Source organism: Pseudenemella bisphenolivorans, assembly GCF_051133435.1.
GTDB lineage: Bacteria > Actinomycetota > Actinomycetes > Propionibacteriales > Propionibacteriaceae > JAAYAO01.
In genome coordinates, this window is record NZ_JBPGNY010000005.1 from 47,468 (window position 1) to 67,972 (window position 20,505).

General features: G+C 67.5%; 17 protein-coding genes. 13 read left to right on the forward strand and 4 right to left on the reverse strand.

Going from position 1 to position 20,505, the window contains the following annotated elements; all coding sequences use genetic code 11:
- Positions 1 to 96 precede the first annotated feature (96 nt).
- Positions 97 to 2,127: an ATP-dependent DNA helicase gene (locus ACR4XW_RS12480; RefSeq protein WP_434761181.1), complete on the forward strand. Its 2,031-nt coding sequence runs from the start codon at positions 97 to 99 to the stop codon at positions 2,125 to 2,127.
- A 78-nt stretch (positions 2,128 to 2,205) separates the two neighbouring features.
- On the opposite strand, the gene lexA is transcribed toward ACR4XW_RS12480, so the two are convergent.
- Complete coding sequence (gene lexA, locus ACR4XW_RS12485; protein WP_434760889.1) at positions 2,206 to 3,003, reverse strand: transcriptional repressor LexA; 798 nt, start codon at positions 3,001 to 3,003, stop codon at positions 2,206 to 2,208.
- Between the two features lie 217 nt (positions 3,004 to 3,220).
- Here lexA and ACR4XW_RS12490 point away from each other — a divergent pair, with 217 nt between their 5' ends.
- The 4 genes from ACR4XW_RS12490 to ACR4XW_RS12505 all read left to right on the forward strand — a co-directional run bounded on the left by ACR4XW_RS12490 (position 3,221) and on the right by ACR4XW_RS12505 (position 7,713).
- Positions 3,221 to 3,652 carry a hypothetical protein gene (locus ACR4XW_RS12490; RefSeq protein WP_434760890.1) on the forward strand — a complete coding sequence of 144 codons (432 nt, stop codon included), beginning with the start codon at positions 3,221 to 3,223 and terminating at the stop codon, positions 3,650 to 3,652.
- Between the two features lie 31 nt (positions 3,653 to 3,683).
- The gene (locus ACR4XW_RS12495) at positions 3,684 to 4,130 is read left to right on the forward strand and encodes a DUF2752 domain-containing protein (protein WP_434760891.1); all 447 of its coding nucleotides are present in this window, start codon (positions 3,684 to 3,686) and stop codon (positions 4,128 to 4,130) included.
- Between the two features lie 255 nt (positions 4,131 to 4,385).
- Positions 4,386 to 4,850 (forward strand): transcriptional regulator NrdR, encoded by a 465-nt coding sequence (gene nrdR, locus ACR4XW_RS12500; protein WP_434760892.1) that lies wholly within the window; start codon positions 4,386 to 4,388, stop codon positions 4,848 to 4,850.
- Between the two features lie 46 nt (positions 4,851 to 4,896).
- Positions 4,897 to 7,713: a vitamin B12-dependent ribonucleotide reductase gene (locus ACR4XW_RS12505; protein ID WP_434760893.1), complete on the forward strand. Its 2,817-nt coding sequence runs from the start codon at positions 4,897 to 4,899 to the stop codon at positions 7,711 to 7,713.
- A gap of 142 nt (positions 7,714 to 7,855) precedes the next feature.
- On the opposite strand, the gene ACR4XW_RS12510 is transcribed toward ACR4XW_RS12505, so the two are convergent.
- A complete protein-coding gene (locus tag ACR4XW_RS12510) occupies positions 7,856 to 8,584 on the reverse strand; it encodes a class I SAM-dependent methyltransferase (RefSeq protein WP_434760894.1) in 729 nt (242 codons plus the stop codon).
- 146 nt (positions 8,585 to 8,730) lie between these two features.
- On the opposite strand from ACR4XW_RS12510, the gene ACR4XW_RS12515 reads away from it, so the two are divergent.
- A complete protein-coding gene (locus ACR4XW_RS12515; RefSeq protein ID WP_434760895.1) occupies positions 8,731 to 9,102 on the forward strand; it encodes a nuclear transport factor 2 family protein in 372 nt (123 codons plus the stop codon).
- Between the two features lie 4 nt (positions 9,103 to 9,106).
- Here ACR4XW_RS12515 and ACR4XW_RS12520 read toward each other — a convergent pair whose 3' ends face one another.
- Together ACR4XW_RS12520 and ACR4XW_RS12525 are read right to left on the reverse strand one after the other, a co-directional pair.
- The gene (locus tag ACR4XW_RS12520; protein WP_434760896.1) at positions 9,107 to 10,126 is read right to left on the reverse strand and encodes an LLM class flavin-dependent oxidoreductase; all 1,020 of its coding nucleotides are present in this window, start codon (positions 10,124 to 10,126) and stop codon (positions 9,107 to 9,109) included.
- 132 nt (positions 10,127 to 10,258) lie between these two features.
- Positions 10,259 to 11,107 (reverse strand): phosphatase PAP2 family protein, encoded by an 849-nt coding sequence (locus ACR4XW_RS12525; protein WP_434760897.1) that lies wholly within the window; start codon positions 11,105 to 11,107, stop codon positions 10,259 to 10,261.
- A gap of 124 nt (positions 11,108 to 11,231) precedes the next feature.
- Here ACR4XW_RS12525 and ACR4XW_RS12530 point away from each other — a divergent pair, with 124 nt between their 5' ends.
- The 7 genes from ACR4XW_RS12530 to hrpA all read left to right on the forward strand — a co-directional run bounded on the left by ACR4XW_RS12530 (position 11,232) and on the right by hrpA (position 20,480).
- A complete protein-coding gene (locus ACR4XW_RS12530) occupies positions 11,232 to 11,606 on the forward strand; it encodes a cupin domain-containing protein (protein WP_434760898.1) in 375 nt (124 codons plus the stop codon).
- 78 nt (positions 11,607 to 11,684) lie between these two features.
- Entirely contained in the window at positions 11,685 to 13,274 is a 1,590-nt protein-coding gene (locus tag ACR4XW_RS12535) for a nuclease-related domain-containing DEAD/DEAH box helicase (protein ID WP_434760899.1), read from the forward strand.
- A 30-nt stretch (positions 13,275 to 13,304) separates the two neighbouring features.
- Positions 13,305 to 14,237 carry an AEC family transporter gene (locus ACR4XW_RS12540; RefSeq protein ID WP_434760900.1) on the forward strand — a complete coding sequence of 311 codons (933 nt, stop codon included), beginning with the start codon at positions 13,305 to 13,307 and terminating at the stop codon, positions 14,235 to 14,237.
- A gap of 30 nt (positions 14,238 to 14,267) precedes the next feature.
- Positions 14,268 to 15,209 (forward strand): T3SS (YopN, CesT) and YbjN peptide-binding chaperone 1, encoded by a 942-nt coding sequence (locus ACR4XW_RS12545; protein ID WP_434760901.1) that lies wholly within the window; start codon positions 14,268 to 14,270, stop codon positions 15,207 to 15,209.
- On the forward strand, positions 15,206 to 15,628 hold the full coding sequence (locus ACR4XW_RS12550; RefSeq protein ID WP_434760902.1) for a pyridoxamine 5'-phosphate oxidase family protein: 423 nt from the start codon (positions 15,206 to 15,208) through the stop codon (positions 15,626 to 15,628). Before ACR4XW_RS12545 ends, ACR4XW_RS12550 begins: the two co-directional genes overlap by 4 nt.
- Before the next feature lie 73 nt (positions 15,629 to 15,701).
- Positions 15,702 to 16,574, forward strand: a complete 873-nt coding sequence (locus tag ACR4XW_RS12555) for a universal stress protein (protein ID WP_434760903.1) — start codon at positions 15,702 to 15,704, stop codon at positions 16,572 to 16,574.
- The gene (gene hrpA, locus ACR4XW_RS12560; protein WP_434760904.1) at positions 16,575 to 20,480 is read left to right on the forward strand and encodes an ATP-dependent RNA helicase HrpA; all 3,906 of its coding nucleotides are present in this window, start codon (positions 16,575 to 16,577) and stop codon (positions 20,478 to 20,480) included.
- Positions 20,481 to 20,505 lie beyond the last annotated feature (25 nt).

The window sequence follows — 20,505 nt, forward strand, 5'->3', positions numbered from 1 at the left end:
ACTAGGGTGGGGCAAGTGAGTGCAGAACTGGCCCGCAGGGTGCTGACCACCGTCGTCGACACCATCGGCGGCACCGAGCGTCCCGGCCAGGTGCGGATGGCATCGGCGGTTTCCCAAGCCCTGCGCGAGGGCGACCATCTACTGGTGCAGGCCGGAACCGGCACCGGTAAATCACTGGGCTATCTCGCACCCGCCCTGGCCCACCTGCACAAGCACCCCGACGACCGGGTGGTCATCGCCACCGCAACCCTGGCCCTGCAGGCACAGTTGGCCAACTCCGACATTCCGGCCGCCCTGGATGCGATGGAAGAAGCCACCGGACGCCGCCCCCGCGCCGCAGTGCTGAAGGGTCGGTCGAACTACGCCTGCCTGCTGCGGGTCCGTGACGGAGTGGGCGCCGATCAGGAGAGTTTGTTCGGCATCGAGCCGGAAGCCGCACCCACCCCGACGGTGACGGCCGAATCGGCCCTCGGCGCCGAAGTGGTCACCCTGCGTTCCTGGGCCGAGAAGCAGGCCAGCGACGGTGGTCTGGCCGACCGCGACGACGCCCCGGCCCACACCAACCGGGCCTGGACCCACGTCTCGGTGCCGGTGCGCGAGTGTCTCGGCGCGCAGCGGTGTCCGTACGGCGAGGTCTGTTTCGTCGAGAAGTCCCGCGAACTCGCCCGGGACGCCGACCTGGTGGTGACCAACCATGCGCTCCTGGCCATCGATGCGATGCACGGCGGCACCGCCCTGCCCGAGTACGGGGCCGCGATCGTCGACGAGGCCCATGAGTTGGTCGCCCGGGTGACCGGGGCGGCCTCGGCCGAACTCAGCCCGCAGTTGATCGAGCGGCAGGCCAAACGTGCGCTGACCTGGTTGGAGGACGACCTCGCCCTGGAGTTCCTGGAGCTGGGCGACACCCTGCGCAACGCCCTGGACGATGCCGAACTCGCCCGGATCACCGACCCCGAGTCGGCGGTCGCGATGACGTGCGGACAGATCCGCAACACCGCCCGCAAGGTGGTCAGCGCCCTGGCCGGGGGCGGCAATGACGCACCGCCCGAACGGCGCCAATCCGCGGCCGCGGTGAAGGAAATCTTCGACATCGCCGAACGGATGGCGACCCCGATCGAACACGACGTGGTGTGGATCTCCGACCGGGAACGATTCGGACGGCAACTCAACGTCGCACCCCTCAGTGTGGCCGGTTTGCTCCGCGAACGGCTCCTGGCCGAACACCCGGTGGTCTTCACCTCGGCGACCCTGAAACTCGGTGGCGGCTTCACCCCGGTGGCAACCTCGATCGGGCTGCGCGCCGCCGACGAACTGCCGGCCGTTCCCGACGACGAAGCCGCTGCCGCAGGCACCGAGGCTGCTTCTGCGGACGAGGCCCCCGTCGATCCGGCGGTTGCCGAAGGTGCGGCCGACGAACCCGAGGACGAAACCGTTCACGACGTCGATCCCGACCGAATGGGCTGGCGGGGGATCGATGTCGGCTCGCCCTTCGACTACCCGAAACAGGGCATCTTGTACTTGGCCCGGAATCTGCCGGCGCCGCGCCGGGACGGAACCGCCGACGAGATCCTCGCCGAGATCGCCGAACTGGTGTGGGCCGCGGGAGGCCGGACCCTGGGCCTGTTCGCCTCCCAGCGGGCCGCCGAGGCCGCAGCGATTCATGTCCGGCAGGAACTGCCCAGCATGACGGTGCTGTGTCAGGGCGATGCCCAGTTGCCCGAACTCACCCGCCGGTTCATCAGCGAGCCGGATTCGAGTTTGTTCGGCACCCTGTCGCTGTGGCAGGGCCTGGACGTGCCCGGGGATGTCTGCCGGCTGGTACTGATCGACAAAATTCCCTTCCCGCGTCCCGACGACCCGTTGCACATGGCCCGTCAGCAAGCGGTCGCCAAGGCCGGCGGCAACGGGTTCATGGCCGTAGCGGCCAGCCATGCTGCGCTGCTGCTCGCCCAGGGGGCGGGACGGCTGATTCGCCGCACCACCGACCGCGGGGTGGTCGCGGTGCTGGATCCGCGGATCGTCACCGCCGGATACGGATCCTTCCTGCGCGCGACGATGCCGCCGATGTGGCAAACCTCCGACCGGGAAACCGTCGTCGGCGCACTGAGCCGGCTCCGCGGGGACTGACCCCGCGACGGGGCTAGACGGGTCGCGTGCGGCGGAGATTCAGGCGCCACGCGCAGCTCGGGCCGACCAGGGACCGGCTCAGAGGCGGCGCAATACCGCCACCACCACGCCCAGGATCTGAGCGTAGTTGCCGTCGATCGGCTCGTAGGCCGGGTTGTGGGGGAGCAGCCACACCTGATCGCCGGTGCGGCGGAAGGTCTTGACCGTCGCCTCGTCGTCCAACAGGGCCGCCACGATGTCTCCGTTGAGGGCGTCGGCCTGTTGGCGCACCACCACCCAGTCGCCGTCGCAGATCGCCGCGTCGATCATCGAGTCGCCGCGCACCTTCAGCAGGAACACCTCGCCGTCGCCGGCTAGTTCCTTGGGCAGCGGGAAAACGTCGGTGACATGCTCCTCGGCCAGAATCGGCCCGCCGGCGGCGATCTCACCGAGCACCGGCACGTTGACCGGTGTCGGGTGGGCATCGCCGATACCCGTCTCGTCGAAGCCGTGGTCGTCGACCGCACTCAGTGTGCGCGGGGTGGCCAGGCCGGGAATGTCGGGCATCCGGATATCCATCGCCCGGGGGCGTTTCGGGTCGCGTCGGATGTAGCCGCGTTCTTCGAGTTCCTTGAGCTGATACGACACGCTCGACGAACTGGCCAACCCGACTGCCGCGCCGAGGTCGCGCATGCTCGGGGGATAGCCGTGTTCGGCGATGTAGTCGCCGATCACCACCAAGATCCGATACTGCCGAGAGGTGAGCCCCAAGGCCCGAAGGTGTTCCTCGGGGATTTCCACCGGTTTGCCGGCGGCGTCCTGGAGTTGGTTGTCGATGTCGGCTTCGCTCGGACGGCCCCGTCGGCGTCCTCCTCGACCCTGCGCGCTGTCTGCCATGGATCAAGAATGGCGGAATCGGGGTGAGCATTCAAACATCTGTTCGAGAGTGTCGCCGAATCGTTCGAAAAACTGTCAGTGGGTCGCGGTGCACTGCAGGTACGAGTTCGAATCCGGCTCACCGAATGAGTCGAATAGGTGTGCGAATCTTGGCAAACCGTTCGAACTGGTGTACAAATAGAGGTATCGAACACATGTTCGCCCCGAGGAGGTCACCATGACTGCACTGCTGATCGACACCGCGACCGCGGCCACCCCCGCAGCCGACGTCCGCGTTCGTCCGCGGCGCACTGCTTCTCATGTGCGCACCGCTTCTCAAGTGCACCCTGCTCCCCAGGGGCGCACTGCTTCGCCGGGCCGTGCCCTGTCCCCGGGGCGTAGCACGCAGGCCGGACGGCGTACCCGGGCCGGGCAGGACGCCCGACACGCCCGCGTGGTGGTGCCGGTGCACCCGAACGGCTGGGCCTGCCGACTGGAGCGTCCGCGCCCGCGGGTCACGATCACCGAAGCGGCCATCGCCGCGCCGGATGCCCGCGGTTGGGAGCTGACCGAACGCGGCTGGGCCGTGGTGGTGCTGGGCGTGCTGCTGGCCTTCGCCGGGGTGAGCGCTCTGTTGGTCACCCAGTTCCTGGCCATCACGGCCGGCTGATTCCGAGCCCGACCGTGCCTACACTGGGGCGGTGACTTCTTCGACCGTGACCGCTCGGCGCCCCGTGAAGGGGGGAGCCGTCGCAGCTCGGCGACGGGTGCTGGGGGTATCGGCATTCGCGGCCGGCGGTCTGGTCTTCACCCTCGCCTATCACCAGATGGGGGTGGGGGTTCCGTGTCCGATGCTGGCGTTGACCGGCTGGTGGTGCCCCTTCTGTGGTGCCACCCGAATGGCGTCCTCGGTGCTCGACGGTGACTTCGCCGGTGCGTTCTATTGGAACCCGGCGGTTTTCATCGCACTGCTCGTACTCGGTGCCGCCACCACGGGGTGGGTCGCCGAGTGGGCAACCGGTAAAGCGCCACCGTGGCGCACTCTGGTGCAACGCCGACCCTTCGGCTGGTGGTTCACCCTCGCGATGGTCGTGATGGTGGTCTGGGTGATCTCCCGCAACATCGGCCGCATCCTGGTCGGCGGCTGACGACACGCCGAATCCGGAATTCTTTTCCGGCCCCCGGGTGCCTTGGTTCCGCATCCCGGCGCCGAATTCGTGGCTTGCCTGGCGACACCCGCCCCGGGGTCGGTCTTGACTCCGCCCAGCGGAGGTCTAGTATCTAGATCTAGTAGTTACACCAATGTGGTTTGTCCACAAGTTGTGGTTATTCTCCACACGAAGTGCACAACAGTCCCAACAGGGTTATCCCGAAGTTTGTCCCCAGAAAGGAGCGCGCGAGGCATGTTCTGCCCCTATTGCCAGCACAACGACTCGCGTGTTCTCGACTCGCGCACCTCCGAAGACGGCGCCAGCATCCGGCGCCGACGGCAGTGCCCCGAATGCGGACAACGCTTCACCACCACCGAGCAGATCCAACTGGTGATTTGCAAGCGCAGCGGGGTCAACGAGCCCTTCCGCCGCGACAAAGTGATCGCCGGAGTCCGCAAGGCCTGCAAGGGCCGTCCGGTCAGTGACGCGGATCTGGCAAAACTGGGCGAGCAGGTCGAGGCGAACCTGCGCGCCCTGGGTAAGGCCGTGGTGCCCGCCGATGAGGTGGGGTTGGCCATTCTGGGCCCGCTGCGTCAGCTCGACCCGATCGCCTATCTGCGGTTCGCCAGTGTGTACCGCCAGTTCGAAACGATCGAAGATTTCGAGAACGAAATCGCTCTGCTGCGGGTAGAGCACAGCACATCGATTCCGTCGTAATCCCACCACCCACACCGGCGCCATTCGGGCGCAGAGAGGCACTCAAATGACCGAAACCGTCCGTAGTTCGGCCAAGCGCGGCAACCGCAAGGGCGCCGGGCTGACCATTGAGCGCGTTTTCACCACCGAAGGTGTCCACCCCTACGACGAGATCACCTGGGAACGACGTGACATCGTCCAAACCAACTGGAAGACCGGCGAGACGGTCTTCGAGCAGCGTGGCGCGGAGTTCCCCGACTTCTGGTCGATGAACGCCTCGACCATCGTCACCACCAAGTACTTCCGGGGTGCGGTGGGTAGTGAAGCCCGCGAGTGGAGCCTGCGGCAACTGGTCGATCGGGTGGTCAAGACCTACCGCAAGGCCGGCGAGGACAACGGCTACTTCGCCACCGCCGCCGACGCCGAGATCTTCGAGCACGAGCTGGTGTGGATGCTCACCCACCAGTACTTCAGCTTCAACTCCCCGGTGTGGTTCAACGTGGGTACCGCCGCGCCGCAGCAGGTGTCGGCCTGCTTCATCCTCTCCGTCGACGACTCGATGGACTCGATCCTGAACTGGTACAAGGAAGAGGGCTTCATCTTCAAGGGCGGCTCGGGCGCCGGACTGAACCTCTCGCGGATTCGTTCGTCGAAGGAACTGCTCAGCTCCGGCGGCACCGCCTCGGGACCGGTGTCGTTCATGCGCGGCGCCGACGCCTCGGCCGGCACCATCAAGTCCGGCGGCGCCACCCGTCGCGCGGCCAAGATGGTCGTGCTGGACGTCGACCATCCCGATATCGAGGAGTTCGTCGAAACCAAGGCCCGCGAAGAGGACAAGATCCGCGCTCTGCGCGATGCCGGCTTCGACATGGACCTGGGCGGCAAGGACATCGTCTCGGTGCAGTACCAGAACGCCAACAACTCGGTGCGGGTCTCCGACGAGTTCATGACCGCGGTCGAGGACGGCACCGAGTTCGGCCTGCGCGCCCGAATGACCGGTGAGGTGATCGATACCGTCGACGCCCGCGACCTGTTCGGCAAGATCGCCAAGGCCGCCTGGGAGTGCGCCGACCCCGGCATCCAGTACGACGACACGATCAACGACTGGCACACCAACCCCGAGTCGGGACGGATCACCGCGTCCAACCCCTGCTCGGAGTACATGAGCCTGGACAACTCCTCGTGCAACCTGGCCAGCCTGAACCTGCTGAAGTTCCTCAACGACGACGGCACCTGGGCCGCCGACAAGTTCGTCAAGGCCGTCGAGCTGATCATCACCGCGATGGACATCTCGATCTGCTTCGCCGACTTCCCGACCGAGTCGATCGGTGAGACCACCCGTGCCTACCGCCAGCTCGGCATCGGCTACGCCAACCTCGGCGCGCTGTTGATGGCCACCGGCCACGGCTACGACTCAGAGGGCGGCCGGGCGGTCGCCGCGGCGATCACCTCGCTGATGACCGGCACCTCGTACCGTCGCTCGGCCGAACTGGCCGGCGTGGTCGGCCCCTACGAGGGCTACCAGCGCAACTCCGAGGCCCACCAGCGGGTGATGCGCAAGCATCAGGCCGCCAACGACGCCCTGCGCGTGATCGGCTCCACCGACTCCGAGGTGCACAAGCTGGCCGCCAAGGAATGGGACCAGGTGATCAAGCTGGGTGCCAAGAACGGCTTCCGCAACGCCCAGGCCTCGGTGTTGGCCCCGACCGGCACGATCGGGTTCATGATGGACTGCGACACCACCGGTGTGGAGCCGGACTTCTCGCTGGTCAAGTTCAAGAAGCTGGTCGGCGGCGGCTCGCTGCAGATCGTCAACAACACCGTCAGCCGTGCCCTGCAGATGCTGGGCTACGCCGACGAGACCGCCGAGGCGATCATCGAGTACATCGCCGAGAACGGTCACGTGATCGATGCGCCCGGGCTCAAGCCGGAGCATTACGAGGTCTTCGACTGCGCGATGGGCCAGCGGGCGATCAAGCCGATGGGGCACGTGCGGATGATGGCCGCGGTGCAGCCCTTCCTGTCGGGTGCGATCTCGAAGACGGTGAACCTGCCCGAGACCGCCACGGTCGAGGAAATCGCCGACGTCTACATGCAGGGCTGGAAGCTCGGACTGAAGGCGCTGGCGGTCTACCGCGACAACTGCAAGGTCGGCCAGCCACTGTCGGATGCCAAGGCCAAGACCGAGGACGCCGAAACCCCGGTGCAGATCGAGTACCGTCCGATCCGCAAGCGGCTGCCGAAGTCGCGGCCGAGCCTGACCACCTCGTTCACCGTCGGTGGCGCCGAGGGTTACATGACCTCGGGCTCCTACCCCGACAACGGCCTGGGTGAGGTCTTCCTGAAGCTCGGCAAGCAGGGTTCGACCCTGTCGGGTGTGATGGACGCCTTCTCGATCGCGGTCTCGATCGGTCTGCAGTACGGCGTGCCGTTGGAGAGCTTCGTGCAGAAGTTCACCAACCTGAAGTTCGAGCCGGCCGGGATGACCGACGACCCGGACATCCGGATCGCCCAGTCGATCATGGACTACATCTTCCGTCGCCTGGCGCTGGATTACCTGTCCTTCGACGAGCGTGCCGAACTCGGCATTTACTCCGCCGAGGAGCGTGCCCGCCACGTCGAAACCGGCCAGTACCAGGCCCCGGCCGAGCCGGAGGCGAAGACCGAGGCCGAAGAGCTCAAGGCCGACACCCCGGCCCCGGTGACCGAAGCGGCGACCACCCGCACGGCCCCGGTCGAGGCGCACACCACCGCCGAGTTGCTCGAGACCATCTCGGGTAACACCGTGGACGCACCGCTGTGCTTCACCTGCGGCACCAAGATGCGTCCGAGCGGTTCGTGCTACGTCTGCGAGGGCTGCGGCTCGACCAGCGGCTGCAGCTGATCCGATCCGACCAGTGGGTCCCCCGTCCGTTCGCGGTACGGGGGACCCACTGTCTTTTCTCGCACATGCAACCCGTACTCCCTCCTGCGTGGCCTACTACGTGACGCAGGAACGAGTACGGGTTGCAGGAGCGGGATAGGTCTTAACGGCGGGCGTCGATGAGGTGCCGGGTGGAGTGCGCGACGAATGGGTGACCGGCTCGAAGCCGAGCATCGAGTTCGCGCAACTTGTCGTCAAACCTCGCCACGGTGAAGCCGGGGACCCACCACACGCACTTGCGCAGGAGCCAGACGACGGCCCCGATGTCGAAGATCTCCATCCGGCATCGCGCGGTCGACAACCGCTCGATCGTGAGGCCGGCCGCCCGCGCTTCGGTGGCTTCCAGTTCGGGGTCGCGGGCCGTCCGTTCAGCCAGAAGTGGGCCCAGGAAGAACTCGATGAGTTCGAACGCGGACGCCGGGCCGACATGTTGGGCGACATAGTGTCCGCCCGGTTGCAGCACCCGGTGAATCTCACTCCAGTTCGGTGTGACCGGGTGGCGGGCAGTCACCAGGTCGAAGGTCGCGTCGGGAAACGGTAGGGGCTCGTTCTGCCGGGTCTGCACGACGTTCACACCGCGTGGCTCCAGGATTCGGCGGGCGCGCTCGACGTTGGGTGGCCAGGACTCGGTGACGGTCATCCGCGCGGGAAGGTGCGGAGCCTCATTGACGACCTCGCCACCGCCGGTATCGATATCCAGCGCGTTCTCGGCCTCGGAAAGCCGCTCCGCCAGCAGCGTGGCGAATCCCCATGGGGGTCGTTCCTCCGTCGCTCGACCGTTCAGCCAGTCGAACCCCCAGCCCGTGACGTCGGCATCGTTGGCCTCGGCCACAAGCTCTTCGTAGGAACGCACGGACCCAACACTAGGCTCCGACGACCGCCTAATCCGGGAGCGAAAAGGAGGGTGGGACGATCCGGTCGCTGCGGTGACCTTGCGATTAGGGTCGGGCGAAAGGCCATCAAACCAGGAGGAACCCGATGAGTGACGCCCCCAGCCGTGACGTGATCGTCGATGTGATCGAGCGTTATGTCGAGGCGGTCGACCGCAAGGCCGTGGACGAGACCGTCGCCCTGTTCGCCCCCGACGCAGTGCTGCGCGAACCCTGGGGAATCGCCGAATACCGCGGGCACGAGGAGATTCGCTCCTTCTACGCCAAGAGCGCGAACGCACCCTTCCGGGTCAGCCTGCACACCCCGATCACGGTGCTCGGCCGCTACGCGAACATGATGTTGCGGGTGCAGGTCGAGGGCCGTGAGCCCTTCGCCTCGGCCGATATCTTCGAGTTCAACACCGACGGGACGATCGCAATGATGTCGGCGATTCCCGACCCGCAGGCGACTGCCCACTGACCCCTCAGTCGTTGCGGTGTGCCGCGACGCGGGGGAGTACCTCGTCGGTGAGCAGGTGCACCGACTTCCAGGCCTCGTCCAGCGGCATGCCGCCGACCAGCGGGTGCATCGCGATCATCCGGTCCGAATCCGGGGCGGTCAGCATCTGCACCGCCTCGTCGGGGGTCATCACCACATAGCGTCCGGACGCCTTCACATCGTCGATGGTCATCGCATCCGCCACGTGCATCACCGATCGCACATCGGCCCCGCGGGCCCAGGCGCCGTAGTTGATCGCCTCCCACATCAGGTGCTCACCGAGCACATCCCAGGCCTTCTCGGGATCCTCGTGCAGCAACACCATGCCCGGGCGGCGTTCGGGCACCATCGTGACCACCGGCTGGAAGCCGGCTTCCTCAGCCCGCCGCACGTAGTCGTCACGCAACTCGGGCAGGTAATCGGGCAGGTTCAGCGGCAACCGATACTTGATCGCCCGGTCGACGGTGGCCGGCACCGACCCGCCGACGAAGATCGGCGGATGGGGCTGGGTGTAGGGGAGCGGGCTGATCGACACCATCTCGCCGTTCAGCTCGAACGGCTCACCGCTCCAGGCCTTGAGCACCACGTCGAGGAACTCGTCCATCAGTTTGCCGCGGCGCTTGAAGTTCTGGCCCATCGCGGCGTACTCGATCGGCCGGTAGCCGAGGCCGAAGTGGACGATCAGCCGTCCCTGGGTCATCTGGTCGACCACGGCGACGTCCTCGGCGAACCGCACCGGGTTCCACAGCGGCGCCAGCGCGGCCGCGGCGATCGCCCGTACCTTCTCGGTACCGGCCAGGATCATCCCGGCTTCCAGGATCGGATTGGGTGACCAGCCGAAGCCGGTGGCGTGGTGCTCATCGACGCTGACGAAACTCAAACCGCGCTTGTCACCCCAATGGATCATCTCCCGCGCGGCCCGGTAGTAATCCGACTGTTTCACCGGATCGGGGTCGGGCAGGGCGAAGGTGAACCGGATGGTGGAGCGGACCGCGGCAGTGTTCATGAGACCACACGGTAGGCAGCCACCTCACCACCCGGGAGGAACCAACCCGCTGGGCGGGAAACCATTACCGGCCCTGGCCCGGGTTCTGGCCGGCGACCCGGCCGCACCGGGGTCGGACGTAGCGGTTGCGGCTCAGCGGTGTTGCAGAATCAGGGTCAACAGGCCCCAACTGAGGGCCGCCCCAGCAACGATCGCGAACATCCCGGCGAGCAGGGCGGTCTCCGCGGCACCGGCGGGCCAGGCCAACCAGGCCAGGCCGCCGGCGATAGCCATCGCCACCACCCCCAGCGCGGTCAGCCACAGGGCGAGGAAGCGGGTGGGTGCGTTGGAACCCCGTCCGGTGGTGCTGCACAGGAACAGTCCCCCCAGCAGGCCCCAGCCACAGGTGATCAGGATCGCCGCGATCGCATCGGAGGGCCGGTGCCAGGCATTGATCACCGTGGACGCTCCGGTCAGCGCCGACACCACAGCAGCGAGCAGCCCGGTCACCGGACGGTAGCGGGCGGGGGAGGCCAGCACGACCACCAGCCCGGCCGCGGCGGCCAGGGCGGTGTGCCCGGATGGAAAGGAGTTGAGCGCGGCTTCGTGAATCGCGAAGTCCGGCTTGTCCAGGATCCAGCGCTTCAGGATCTGCACCGAGATCAGGGAGGCGGCGAAGGTGCTGATGCCGACTAACGCCGGGAGTGCCCGGCGGCTGCGCAGGGTGAACACCACCACGGCGATCGCCCCGACCACCAACGCGGCGGTCGGCAACATGTCCAGGGCCGACCGCAACGAACCGACGACCTGCGAGGTGCTCGTCCCCCACAGGGCATGGGCTGCCTGCAGGGCTCGTTCGTCCAGCCACTGGCCGGTTCTGCTGCCCAGGGCAACCCGGGCCAACACCCAGGTCGAGCCCCAAGCGAGTGTGATGCCGAGCAGGTGCCAGACGACCAGGCCCGCTGTGAGGGGTCGCTCGGTGGTGGCAGCGTGGGATGGCACGCATCGAAGTTACCAGCCGATTCCGAGGGTTGCCGCCGGGCGAAATCCGGGCCGGCCGTGGCGTCGTTCAAGTACAGATATCGCAGGTCTAGCATCGAGTCCCCGACCTTGAGGAGGCACCCCGATGGCCAAGCAATCAACGCCGCTGGATCGGACTGTGGCCCAGCTGAAGGTGCTGGCGGACCTGCCGGTCACCAAGGAGTCGATCACCAGCCGGGTGCTGGTGAACAATCCGCTGTTGCGGGTGGTGACCTTCGCCTTCGACACCGGTGAGCAACTGACCGAGCACGCCTCACCGCGGGCGGTGGTGGTGCAACTGCTGACCGGGGCGATCCGGTTCACCGCTGCGGGCGAGGAGCATGCGATGGTCGCCGGTGACCTGCTCTACCTGGCCCCGGGGGAGCGGCACGCCCTGATCGCCGACGAACCCAGCCACATGATGCTGGTGATGGTCGACCCGGACGCGGATACCGGCGCGGCGATGGGTGACAGCGACTAGTCCCTGGGACAGGATGGAGGCATGGCAGCCCGGTCCGTCCCTGCTCAACCGACGTTCGCCACGCGAACCCAGCGGGCGGTGTGGCAGCGTCTGGTGCACCAACTGCGTCCCGAGGACGTGGTGCTGACCGACGTGAACCTGATCGGCCCGCAACAGGACCACCAGATCGACTTCGTGGTGCTGATGCCCGGCGTCGGCATCATGGTGGTCGAAGTGCAGGGTGGTCGGGTCTTCGTCAAGGGCAACGATTGGTACCTGCTCGATGATCGCGGCGACCACCGGATCACCCCGATCGGGCACGCCCTGGGAAACAAGTTCGCCGTGCGCAAATATGTGGCCGACGACCCCCGATGGAACGGTCGCCAATTGCGCTTCCAGCACTGCCTGATCGCCCCCGATGCCGAGTTCTCCTCCGACTTCGCGATGCCCGACTGCCCGCGCACCGGTGTGCACGGTGCCGGCGACCAGCAATACCTGGGCAGTCGGCTGCGCGAGATCCTGGTGCACGACCACCACAACGGACGGCCCCCGCAGGCCGACGAGGTCGAACTGATCATCGAGATTCTCAGCGGACGTCAACCCCGCCCGGTCGAGCACGGCCCCGAGGGGCCACCGGCCCTGGTCACCCGGCTGACCGCCGACCAGGCCCGGGTACTGCGCACTCTGCGGCACATTCCGCGGGCCGAGATCCGCGGCACCGCCGGTACCGGCAAATCCACCCTGGCCCTCACCCAGGCCCGGGAACTGACCCGCGGACGTCCCGGCACGCCGGCCCAGCGGGTCGCGCTGGTGTGTTACTCGATCGGCCACGGTGAACACCTCAAACGGGCGGTCGCCGCTGCGCCTGCTGCCGAACGGCCTGCCTTCGTCGGCACCTTCGAAGAACTCGGCCGCAGTTGGGGCGTGTCGGGCGCGGACCGCACCGACTCCGACTTCTGGGAACGGGAGTTTCCCGAACAGGTGGGCTCGAGGGTCTTGCGCCTGGCACCGGCGGACCGCTTCGACTCGATCGTGGTCGACGACGGCCACGACATCGCCGACCTGTGGTGGCCGCCACTGATCGCGGCGCTGCGCGACGAAGTACATGGCGGATTCTTCGTCTACCGCGACCCGAACCGGCACCTGTACGACCGCTACGCCCCGCCACCGCTGCCCCTGGTACCGATCAGCCTGGACCAGAACCTGCGCAACACCGGCCAGATCGCCGCCACCTTCGCACCGCTGTTGGCCGACGCCGGTCTGCCCGAGAAGCAGGGTCCGGCCGTCCGGTTCGTCGCCTCCGGCACCACCGGCGTGCTGGACGAGACCGACCGTCAGGTGCAACGGCTGCGCAATTCCGGGGTGGCGGCCGGCGACATCCTGGTGCTGACCACCGGGTCGCGGCATCCGCAGCAGGTGGAACGCCAACGCCACCTCGGCCCGGACGGCTACTGGGAGGCATTCTTCGCCGCCGAGGATGTCTTCCACGGTCACGTGCTGGGCTGCAAGGGTCTGGAACGGCCGACGGTCGTGCTGTGCATCAATGAGGACGAGACCCGCGACCGGGCCACCGAACGGTTCTACGTGGGCTGCTCCCGGGCGATCGACACCCTGGTGGTGGTCGGTGCCCCCGAGGTGGCCCAACGGGTCGGGCTGAACCTGCCGCCCGCCGATGTGCAGCAGAACTGAGCAACTCGTCCGCTGGCTTACGATGAGCCGGTGCAGGGAGTCCTGACCGGCTTCGGAGTGGTCGGTGTCGTGATCGTGGTCGGCATGGTGCTGGCGCACGTGGGCATCGCCGACGCCAAGGGCCAGCGGCTCTTCGCCCAAGTGTCGTTCATGGTGGCCACCCCCGCCCTGGTCGCGATGATGCTGGCCAAGGCCGACCTGCGCACCCTGTTCACCCACCAACTCGGTGCCTCGATCGGGTCGGTGGCCGCGGTGGCGATCATCTGGCTGTTGCTGGGCCGGCTGGTGTGGAAACGCAGCCTGCCCGACCTGGTGATCGGCGCCTTCTCCTCGTCCTATGTCAACGCCGCGAACCTCGGCCTGCCGATCGCTGCCTATGTGATCGGTGACGTCACCGCGGTGCTGCCGATGCTGCTCACCCAGGTGCTCTTCCTGCAACCCCTCGGCCTCACCGTGCTGGACCTCACCCTGGCCCGGGAACGACGCGAGAAACTCACACCGTTCAGTGTGCTGACCCGGCCCTTCCGCAACCCGATCACGGTCGGCGCGATCGTCGGTTTGCTGCTCGCGGTGACCGGCTTGCGGCTACCGGTGGTGATCAACGATTCCCTGGGCCTGCTGGGTGATTTGGCCGTACCGATGAACCTTCTGGCCTTCGGCATGTCGCTGCGCCTGGGCCCGCGCCCCGGACGGGGTGAGCCGATGGTGCAGGTCGGCAGCATCGTGGCCCTGAAGCTGATCGTGCAACCGTTGATCGGCTACCTTCTCGCCGCCCACATCTGGCACCTGGGGCCCGCCGAGGTGCTCGCGGTCACCGTGATCGCCGGCCTGCCCACCGCCCAGAATGTCTTCGTGGTGGCGGCCACCTACAACCGTGCCCTGGTGTTGGCCCGCGACACCGTGTTCTTGACCACCATCGGTTCCATCGCCTCGATGTTCATCATCGCGGTGCTGTTGCACTGATACATCGGCTGGGACAAGTGCGCTAGCGTCATGGGCAGCAAGGGAGAGGACCAGATGCCCGAGTACGACGATTTCGACCTCGACCGCAGCACGGCGCAGTCGTGGGCGGCCTTCACCGAACGGCTGGCCGACGTGATCTCGGTGATCGACGACACCGAGGACCTGACCATCGGTTGTGTCGCGGTGGGGGCCGACGAGGTGCCCTACGTCCGCTTTCACGCTCTGGACCGCGACACCCTGCTGGTCACCGCCACGAGCAACGCCTCCCTGGGCGAGACCTGGCAGCTCAGCAACGAACAACTGGACGCGATGTCGGAACTGGGCTGGTCGGACCCGACCACCGAGGGCGAGCACCCGAACCGCAATTTCTGGACCGTCCAACCCCAGGAGCGCGCTCACGACCTGGCCGTGCTGACGGTGCAGACCCTGCGCGACGTGTTTCTGGTGCAGCATCCGGTCTTCCTGGCCCCCGACCAACTTGCCGAGATCCTGCAGCCGGCACCGGCCGACGAGGTGGCCCAGACCCCCTTCGACGCCGACGACATCGAGGCCACGGTGCCGCGCACCTCCCAGCACCTCGAAGAGCTGATCGACACCGAACTGACCCAGATGTTCGGCCACTCCCCGGTGCGCGACGACGAGGGCGACTTCGCGCTGCGGGTCGGCTCCACGATGCTGTTCGTGCGCATCTCGGCCGATTACCGCGAGGTCATCCTGTTCTCCGCGGTGGTGCACGACGTGACCGGACGGTCCCGGGCCGCCGAGGTGCTCAACGACCTCAACGCCGATGCCCGAATGGTGAAATTCCATCTCATTCGCGACCGGGTGTTCGTCACCCTGTCGGTCTTCGCCCACCCCTTCGTCCCGGCCCACTTGCACCAAGCGGTGCACCTGATTTCCGAGGTGGCCGACGGCATCGACGAAGAACTGGCCAGTAAGCTGGGTGGACGTACCACTTTCGAGGAGGCGTGATCCTACCCGTGGACGAGAAGGAAACCGAGGTGGACGTCTTCGACGGCACCTTCGAAACCTTGGCCGAAGCCGAGTGCTGGGAACTGTTGCGCACCCAGAATGTGGGACGGGTTGCCTGGTCGGGCGAGGACGGCGTGCAGGTGCTGCCGGTCAACTATGTGCTGGACGACGATCGGGTGGTGTTCCGCACCATCGGCGGCGGCGCCCTCGCCTCGTTGGCCTCCGGACGCCGGGTCGCCTTCCAGATCGATGACATCGACACCGAAACCCAAACCGGTTGGGCGGTACTCGCCCAGGGCGCCAGCGGCGTCCCCCAACCCCATGACGGCCCCGACCCCCAACCGTGGGTGGACGACCACCGCGACCTGTGGATCGCACTGACCATCACCGAGGTATCGGGACGACTCGTCGAGAAGTGAGAGTCTCTCCCCGGTAGGGCGCGCACTTCGGGAACAATGGTGGAAGACATGCAAAACCACGGAAGGACCCATCATGAGTGAACGACCCAGAGTTCTGGTCGGTGTGGACGGATCCGATGACTCGATGCGGGCCCTGACCTACGCTCAGCGCACGGCCGAACACCGTGGTTCCGACCTGTGGATCGTGCATGCGGTCGACGATGCGGTACTGGCAGGCGCTTGGGGCGTGGTCTACGACCCGACCGCCCTGCAGGAAGCCGGCCGCAATGTGCTGGAGGAGGCCCGCCAGAAGATCATCGGCAGCGGCTTCCCGCACGAGCGGGTGCATTCCGACGTGGTGATGGGCAACCCCGGTGGGGTGCTGGCCCGGCTGTCGGAGAAGGCCGACCTGATGGTGGTCGGTCGGCGTTCGATCTCCGGCCTGGAACGGCTCTTCGTCGGCTCCACCTCGGTGGGCGTGGCTGCGACCTCCAAGTGCCCGGTGATCATGATCTCGGCGGCCAATATGCCGGAGAAGACCGGCCAGTTCGGCCGGATCGGGGTCGGCGTCGACAACACCCATCGCGGTAAGGCCGCCGTGGAGGCCGCTTTCGAGGAAGCCTCCCTGCGCGGGTCCGAACTCGAGGTGATCCACGCCTGGCAGCCGCCGAACCACTTCTTCGCCGACTGGAGCGACAAGGCCGAGGGTGGCGAACACCAGAAGGCCGTCGAAGAGGGCGTCGAAGAACTGATCGCACCGTTGCGTCGGCAGTACCCGCAGGTACGACTGCAGGTGAAGCTGATCCCGGGCCACCCGGTACCCGAGCTCACCTCGCGCAGCGCCGAACTCGACCTCCTCTACGTCGGGGTGCACACCATCGCCGGATTCGGGGTGGGCGCGGTGGTGCGCGCGCTGATGGCGCACTCGAACTGCCCGCTGGCGCTGGTGCGCCCGCAGAAGTCCTGAGTGAGCGCCACAACACGCATCGAGTACGACCCCGACCTGCCGATCACGGCATGGGTCGACGACATCGCCGAAGCGATCCGGCACCACCAAGTGGTGGTGGTGGCCGGCGAAACCGGATCGGGGAAGACCACCCAGCTGCCCAAGATCTGCCTGCAACTGGGACGTACCTCGATCGGGCACACCCAGCCGCGCCGGATCGCCGCCCGCAGCGTGGCCACCCGGATCGCGGCCGAACTCGACACCGAACTGGGCGAGCTGGTCGGCTACCAGGTGCGGTTCACCCGACAAACCGGACGCGACACCCGGCTCAAGGTGATGACCGACGGGGTGCTGCTGGCCGAGATCAGCCACGACCGTGACCTGCGCCGCTACGACACGATCATCATCGACGAGGCCCACGAACGCAGCCTCAACATCGATTTCCTGCTCGGCTACCTGAAACAACTCCTGCCGCGCCGCCCCGACCTCAAGGTGCTGATCACGTCGGCGACGATCGACACCACCCGATTCGCCGAACATTTCGACGACGCCCCGGTGATCGAGGTCGCCGGCCGCAGCTACCCGGTCGAGATCCGCTACCGGCCACTGGACGACCGCGACCAGACCGACGGCATCGTCGAAGCCCTGACCGAACTGCGCCGCACCGAACGCGGCGATGTGCTGGTGTTCTGCTCCGGCGAGCGCGAGATCCGTGACGCGATGGAGGCCATTCACGCCCAACCCTGGGACGTCGAAGTGGTGCCGCTGTTCGCCCGCCTGTCGGCAGCCGAGCAACAACGCATCTTCGCCCCCCACCCGGGGCAGCGCATCGTGGTCGCCACCAACGTCGCCGAAACCTCCCTGACCGTGCCCGGCATCCGCTCGGTGGTCGATGTCGGCACCGCCCGAATCAGCCGCTACTCGGCCCGCACCAAGGTGCAGCGGCTGCCGATCGAACCGATCTCACAGGCCTCGGCCAACCAGCGCGCCGGCCGGTGCGGACGGGTGGCGCCGGGGGTGTGTATCCGGCTCTACTCCGAGGAGGACTTCGAGTCCCGTCCGGAGTACACCGATCCCGAGATCCTGCGCACCAACCTGGCCTCGGTGATCCTGCGGATGGCTGATGCCCGGCTCGGCGACATCGCCGATTTCCCCTTCGTCGAGGCCCCCGACCACGCCCGCATCACCGACGGCCTGCGGCTGCTGGACGAACTCGGCGCGCTGTCCCATGGCAAACGGGGCCCCCGCGACCGCAAGGGCCGTGGCCGGCGCCGCGACGGCCGAGCCGGCGACGATGACACCCGCGATGCGGGACGCAGTGAACGTGGAGCCGAACCGTCCGGGCCGCGGCTGACCAAGACCGGGCAACTGCTCTCACGGATGCCGGTCGATCCCCGGTTGGCCCGGATGCTGGTGGCCGCCGACCACCTCGACTGCCTGGCAGATGTGCTGGTGATCGTCGCCGGGATGGCGATTCAGGACCCGCGGGAGCGCCCGACCGAGGAACGTGAGGCCGCCGAGGCGATGCACCGCCGGTTCTGGGCGCCGATGCCGACCCGACCCGACGAGACCGTGGAGACCGACGGCTCGGATTTCATCGCCTGGTTGCGACTGTGGCAGTACCTGGAGAACCTGCGCCGCGAGGTCTCGGGCAACCAGTTCCGGAAACGCTGCCGCGCCGAATACCTCAACTTCGTCCGGATCAGGGAGTGGCAGGACCTGCACGCCCAACTGCGCGAGATCACCCGCGAACTCGGGCTGCGCAAGTCGGGCACCCGCAACGACCCCGACCGGATCCACCGGGCCCTGCTCACCGGCCTGCTGTCCAATATCGGCCTGGCCGAAGCCACCGAACCCCGTCCGGCCAAGGGACAACGCGGCGCGCCTCGCCGGCGCGGGCCGCGCACGTACACCGGCGCCCGCGGCACCCAGTTCGCGATCAACCCAGGGTCGGCGGTGGCCAAGAAGCCCCCGGAGTTGGTGATGGCCGCCGAGATCGTCGAAACGACCCGGCTGTGGGCGCGCACCGTGACCGGCATCGAACCCCGCTGGGTGGAGGAGGCCGGCCGCCATCTGGTGAAACGCTCCTACGGCGAACCGCACTTTTCGGCCCAAACCGGCAAGGTCGTCGCCGCCGAACGGGTCACCCTGCTGGGCGTGCCGATCGTCGCCGACCGCCGCGTCGACTACACCAAGGTGAACCCCCGGGTGGCGCGCGAGGTGTTCATCCGCACCGGCCTGGTCGAACAACAGTGGCGCACCCGGCATCGGTTCTTCAGCCACAACGCAGACCTGCGCATCGAAGCCGCCGAGGTCGAGGAACGCACCCGGCGCCGCGGCGTGGTCGCCGACGACGAGGTGCTGTACGCCTTCTACGACGACCGGCTGCCCGACACGGTCACCTCCGGAGCCACCTTCGACACCTGGTGGCGCGAACACGGCGACGACGGCCTGCTCGACCTCACCATGGATCTGCTGCTCGGTGAGGACGTCGACACCTCCGACTTTCCCGACCGTTGGCCGGTGGGAGAGCACGAACTGCCGGTGGCCTATGTCTGGTCACCGGGGGCGGGCCACGATGGGGTGACGGTGCGCATCGACCTGCGGCTGCTGAACCAGATCCCACCCCAACCGTTCACCTGGCAGGTTCCCGGACTGCGCGGCGAACTCGCGGTGGCGCTGATCAAATCCCTACCCAAACAACTGCGCACGAACTTCGTGCCCGCCCCCGACGTCGCGACCCGGGCGCTCAGCCTGGTGCACGAACGCAACCCCGACCGCACCGAGACCACCCTGCCCGAGGCACTCGGCGGGGCCCTGCGCACCCTCACCGGGGTGGAGGTCCCGGACGAGGCGTGGGGTACCCATCCGTTGCCCGAGCACCTGCAGGTCGGTTTCGTGGTTACCGATCCTGACGGCAAGGAGCTCGCTCGCGGCAAGAACCTGCTGGAACTGCGCGACCGGTTGGCCGAGAAGGTGAGCGCCTCACTCACCGCCCTGTTGCCGGGCGGCGCGGCCCGTCCGGGCAGGAAGCAGCACACCGCGCAGGTCACCGGTGCCACCGACTGGACCTTCGACGACCTGCCCGCCGAGGCCCGCAGCAGCGGGGGAGCGGTGGGTTATCCGGCCCTGGCCGACCGGGGTACCGGGGTGGACGTGGTGGTCGGCGACAACCGCGGCCGGGCCGCGATCACCCACCGTGGCGGGGTGCGCCGACTGCTCGCGTTGACCACCCCCGATCCGACCATGTGGGTGGTGGCCCACCTGTCCAACACCGACAAGTTGTCCCTGGCCGACAATCCCTATCCGGAGGTGCCCGCGCTGCTGGCCGATGCCCGGTTGAAGGCGGTGGCCGACTGCGCTGAGACTCACACCGATCCGACTCACACCGATCTGGCACGGGTACGCACCCGGGCCGAGTTCGAACGGTTGCGCGAACAGATCCGCCCGGATGTTCCGTCCCGGATGCGTGAGGTGGTGGCCGAAACCGCCGAGATTCTGCGCCATGCCACCGCGGTGCGCAATGGGCTCGCCGAGGTGCCGCAGGGCAGCGATCTGCACACCGACCTGAGCCGTTGGCTGGACGATCTGATCTATCCCGGCTTTCTCACCGCCACCCCGGCGGTGCACTTCGAACGACTGGCGGTCTACTTGCGCGCCGCCGAGCACCGGATCAATGCCTGGCGCAACGGGGGACAGGCCCGCGACACCCAGCAACTCGACCTCTTCCTGACCGCCGACGACCGCTACGCCGAGCTGCTGGACGGGTTCCCACCCGGCCCGGTACCGACCGAGGTTGCCGAGGTCGGCTGGTTGCTGGAGGAATACCGGGTCAGCCTGTTCGCCCAACAGTTGGGCACCCGGGTGCCGGTCTCGGCCAAGCGACTGCGCAAGGCGATCGAAGCCGCCCCCACGCGCTGGGCCTAGACCGAATACCCCCGGCAACGCGTCT

Bases quoted from the DNA above. Each gene is read 5' to 3' on its own strand.
- ACR4XW_RS12480 (WP_434761181.1), top strand. From the start codon at position 97: ATGGCATCGGCGGTTTCCCAAGCCCTGCGCGAGGGCGACCATCTACTG.
- lexA (WP_434760889.1), bottom strand. From the start codon at position 3,003: ATGGCAGACAGCGCGCAGGGTCGAGGAGGACGCCGACGGGGCCGTCCG.
- ACR4XW_RS12490 (WP_434760890.1), top strand. From the start codon at position 3,221: ATGACTGCACTGCTGATCGACACCGCGACCGCGGCCACCCCCGCAGCC.
- nrdR (WP_434760892.1), top strand. From the start codon at position 4,386: ATGTTCTGCCCCTATTGCCAGCACAACGACTCGCGTGTTCTCGACTCG.
- ACR4XW_RS12505 (WP_434760893.1), top strand. From the start codon at position 4,897: ATGACCGAAACCGTCCGTAGTTCGGCCAAGCGCGGCAACCGCAAGGGC.
- ACR4XW_RS12515 (WP_434760895.1), top strand. From the start codon at position 8,731: ATGAGTGACGCCCCCAGCCGTGACGTGATCGTCGATGTGATCGAGCGT.
- ACR4XW_RS12520 (WP_434760896.1), bottom strand. From the start codon at position 10,126: ATGAACACTGCCGCGGTCCGCTCCACCATCCGGTTCACCTTCGCCCTG.
- ACR4XW_RS12530 (WP_434760898.1), top strand. From the start codon at position 11,232: ATGGCCAAGCAATCAACGCCGCTGGATCGGACTGTGGCCCAGCTGAAG.
- ACR4XW_RS12545 (WP_434760901.1), top strand. From the start codon at position 14,268: ATGGGCAGCAAGGGAGAGGACCAGATGCCCGAGTACGACGATTTCGAC.
- ACR4XW_RS12555 (WP_434760903.1), top strand. From the start codon at position 15,702: ATGAGTGAACGACCCAGAGTTCTGGTCGGTGTGGACGGATCCGATGAC.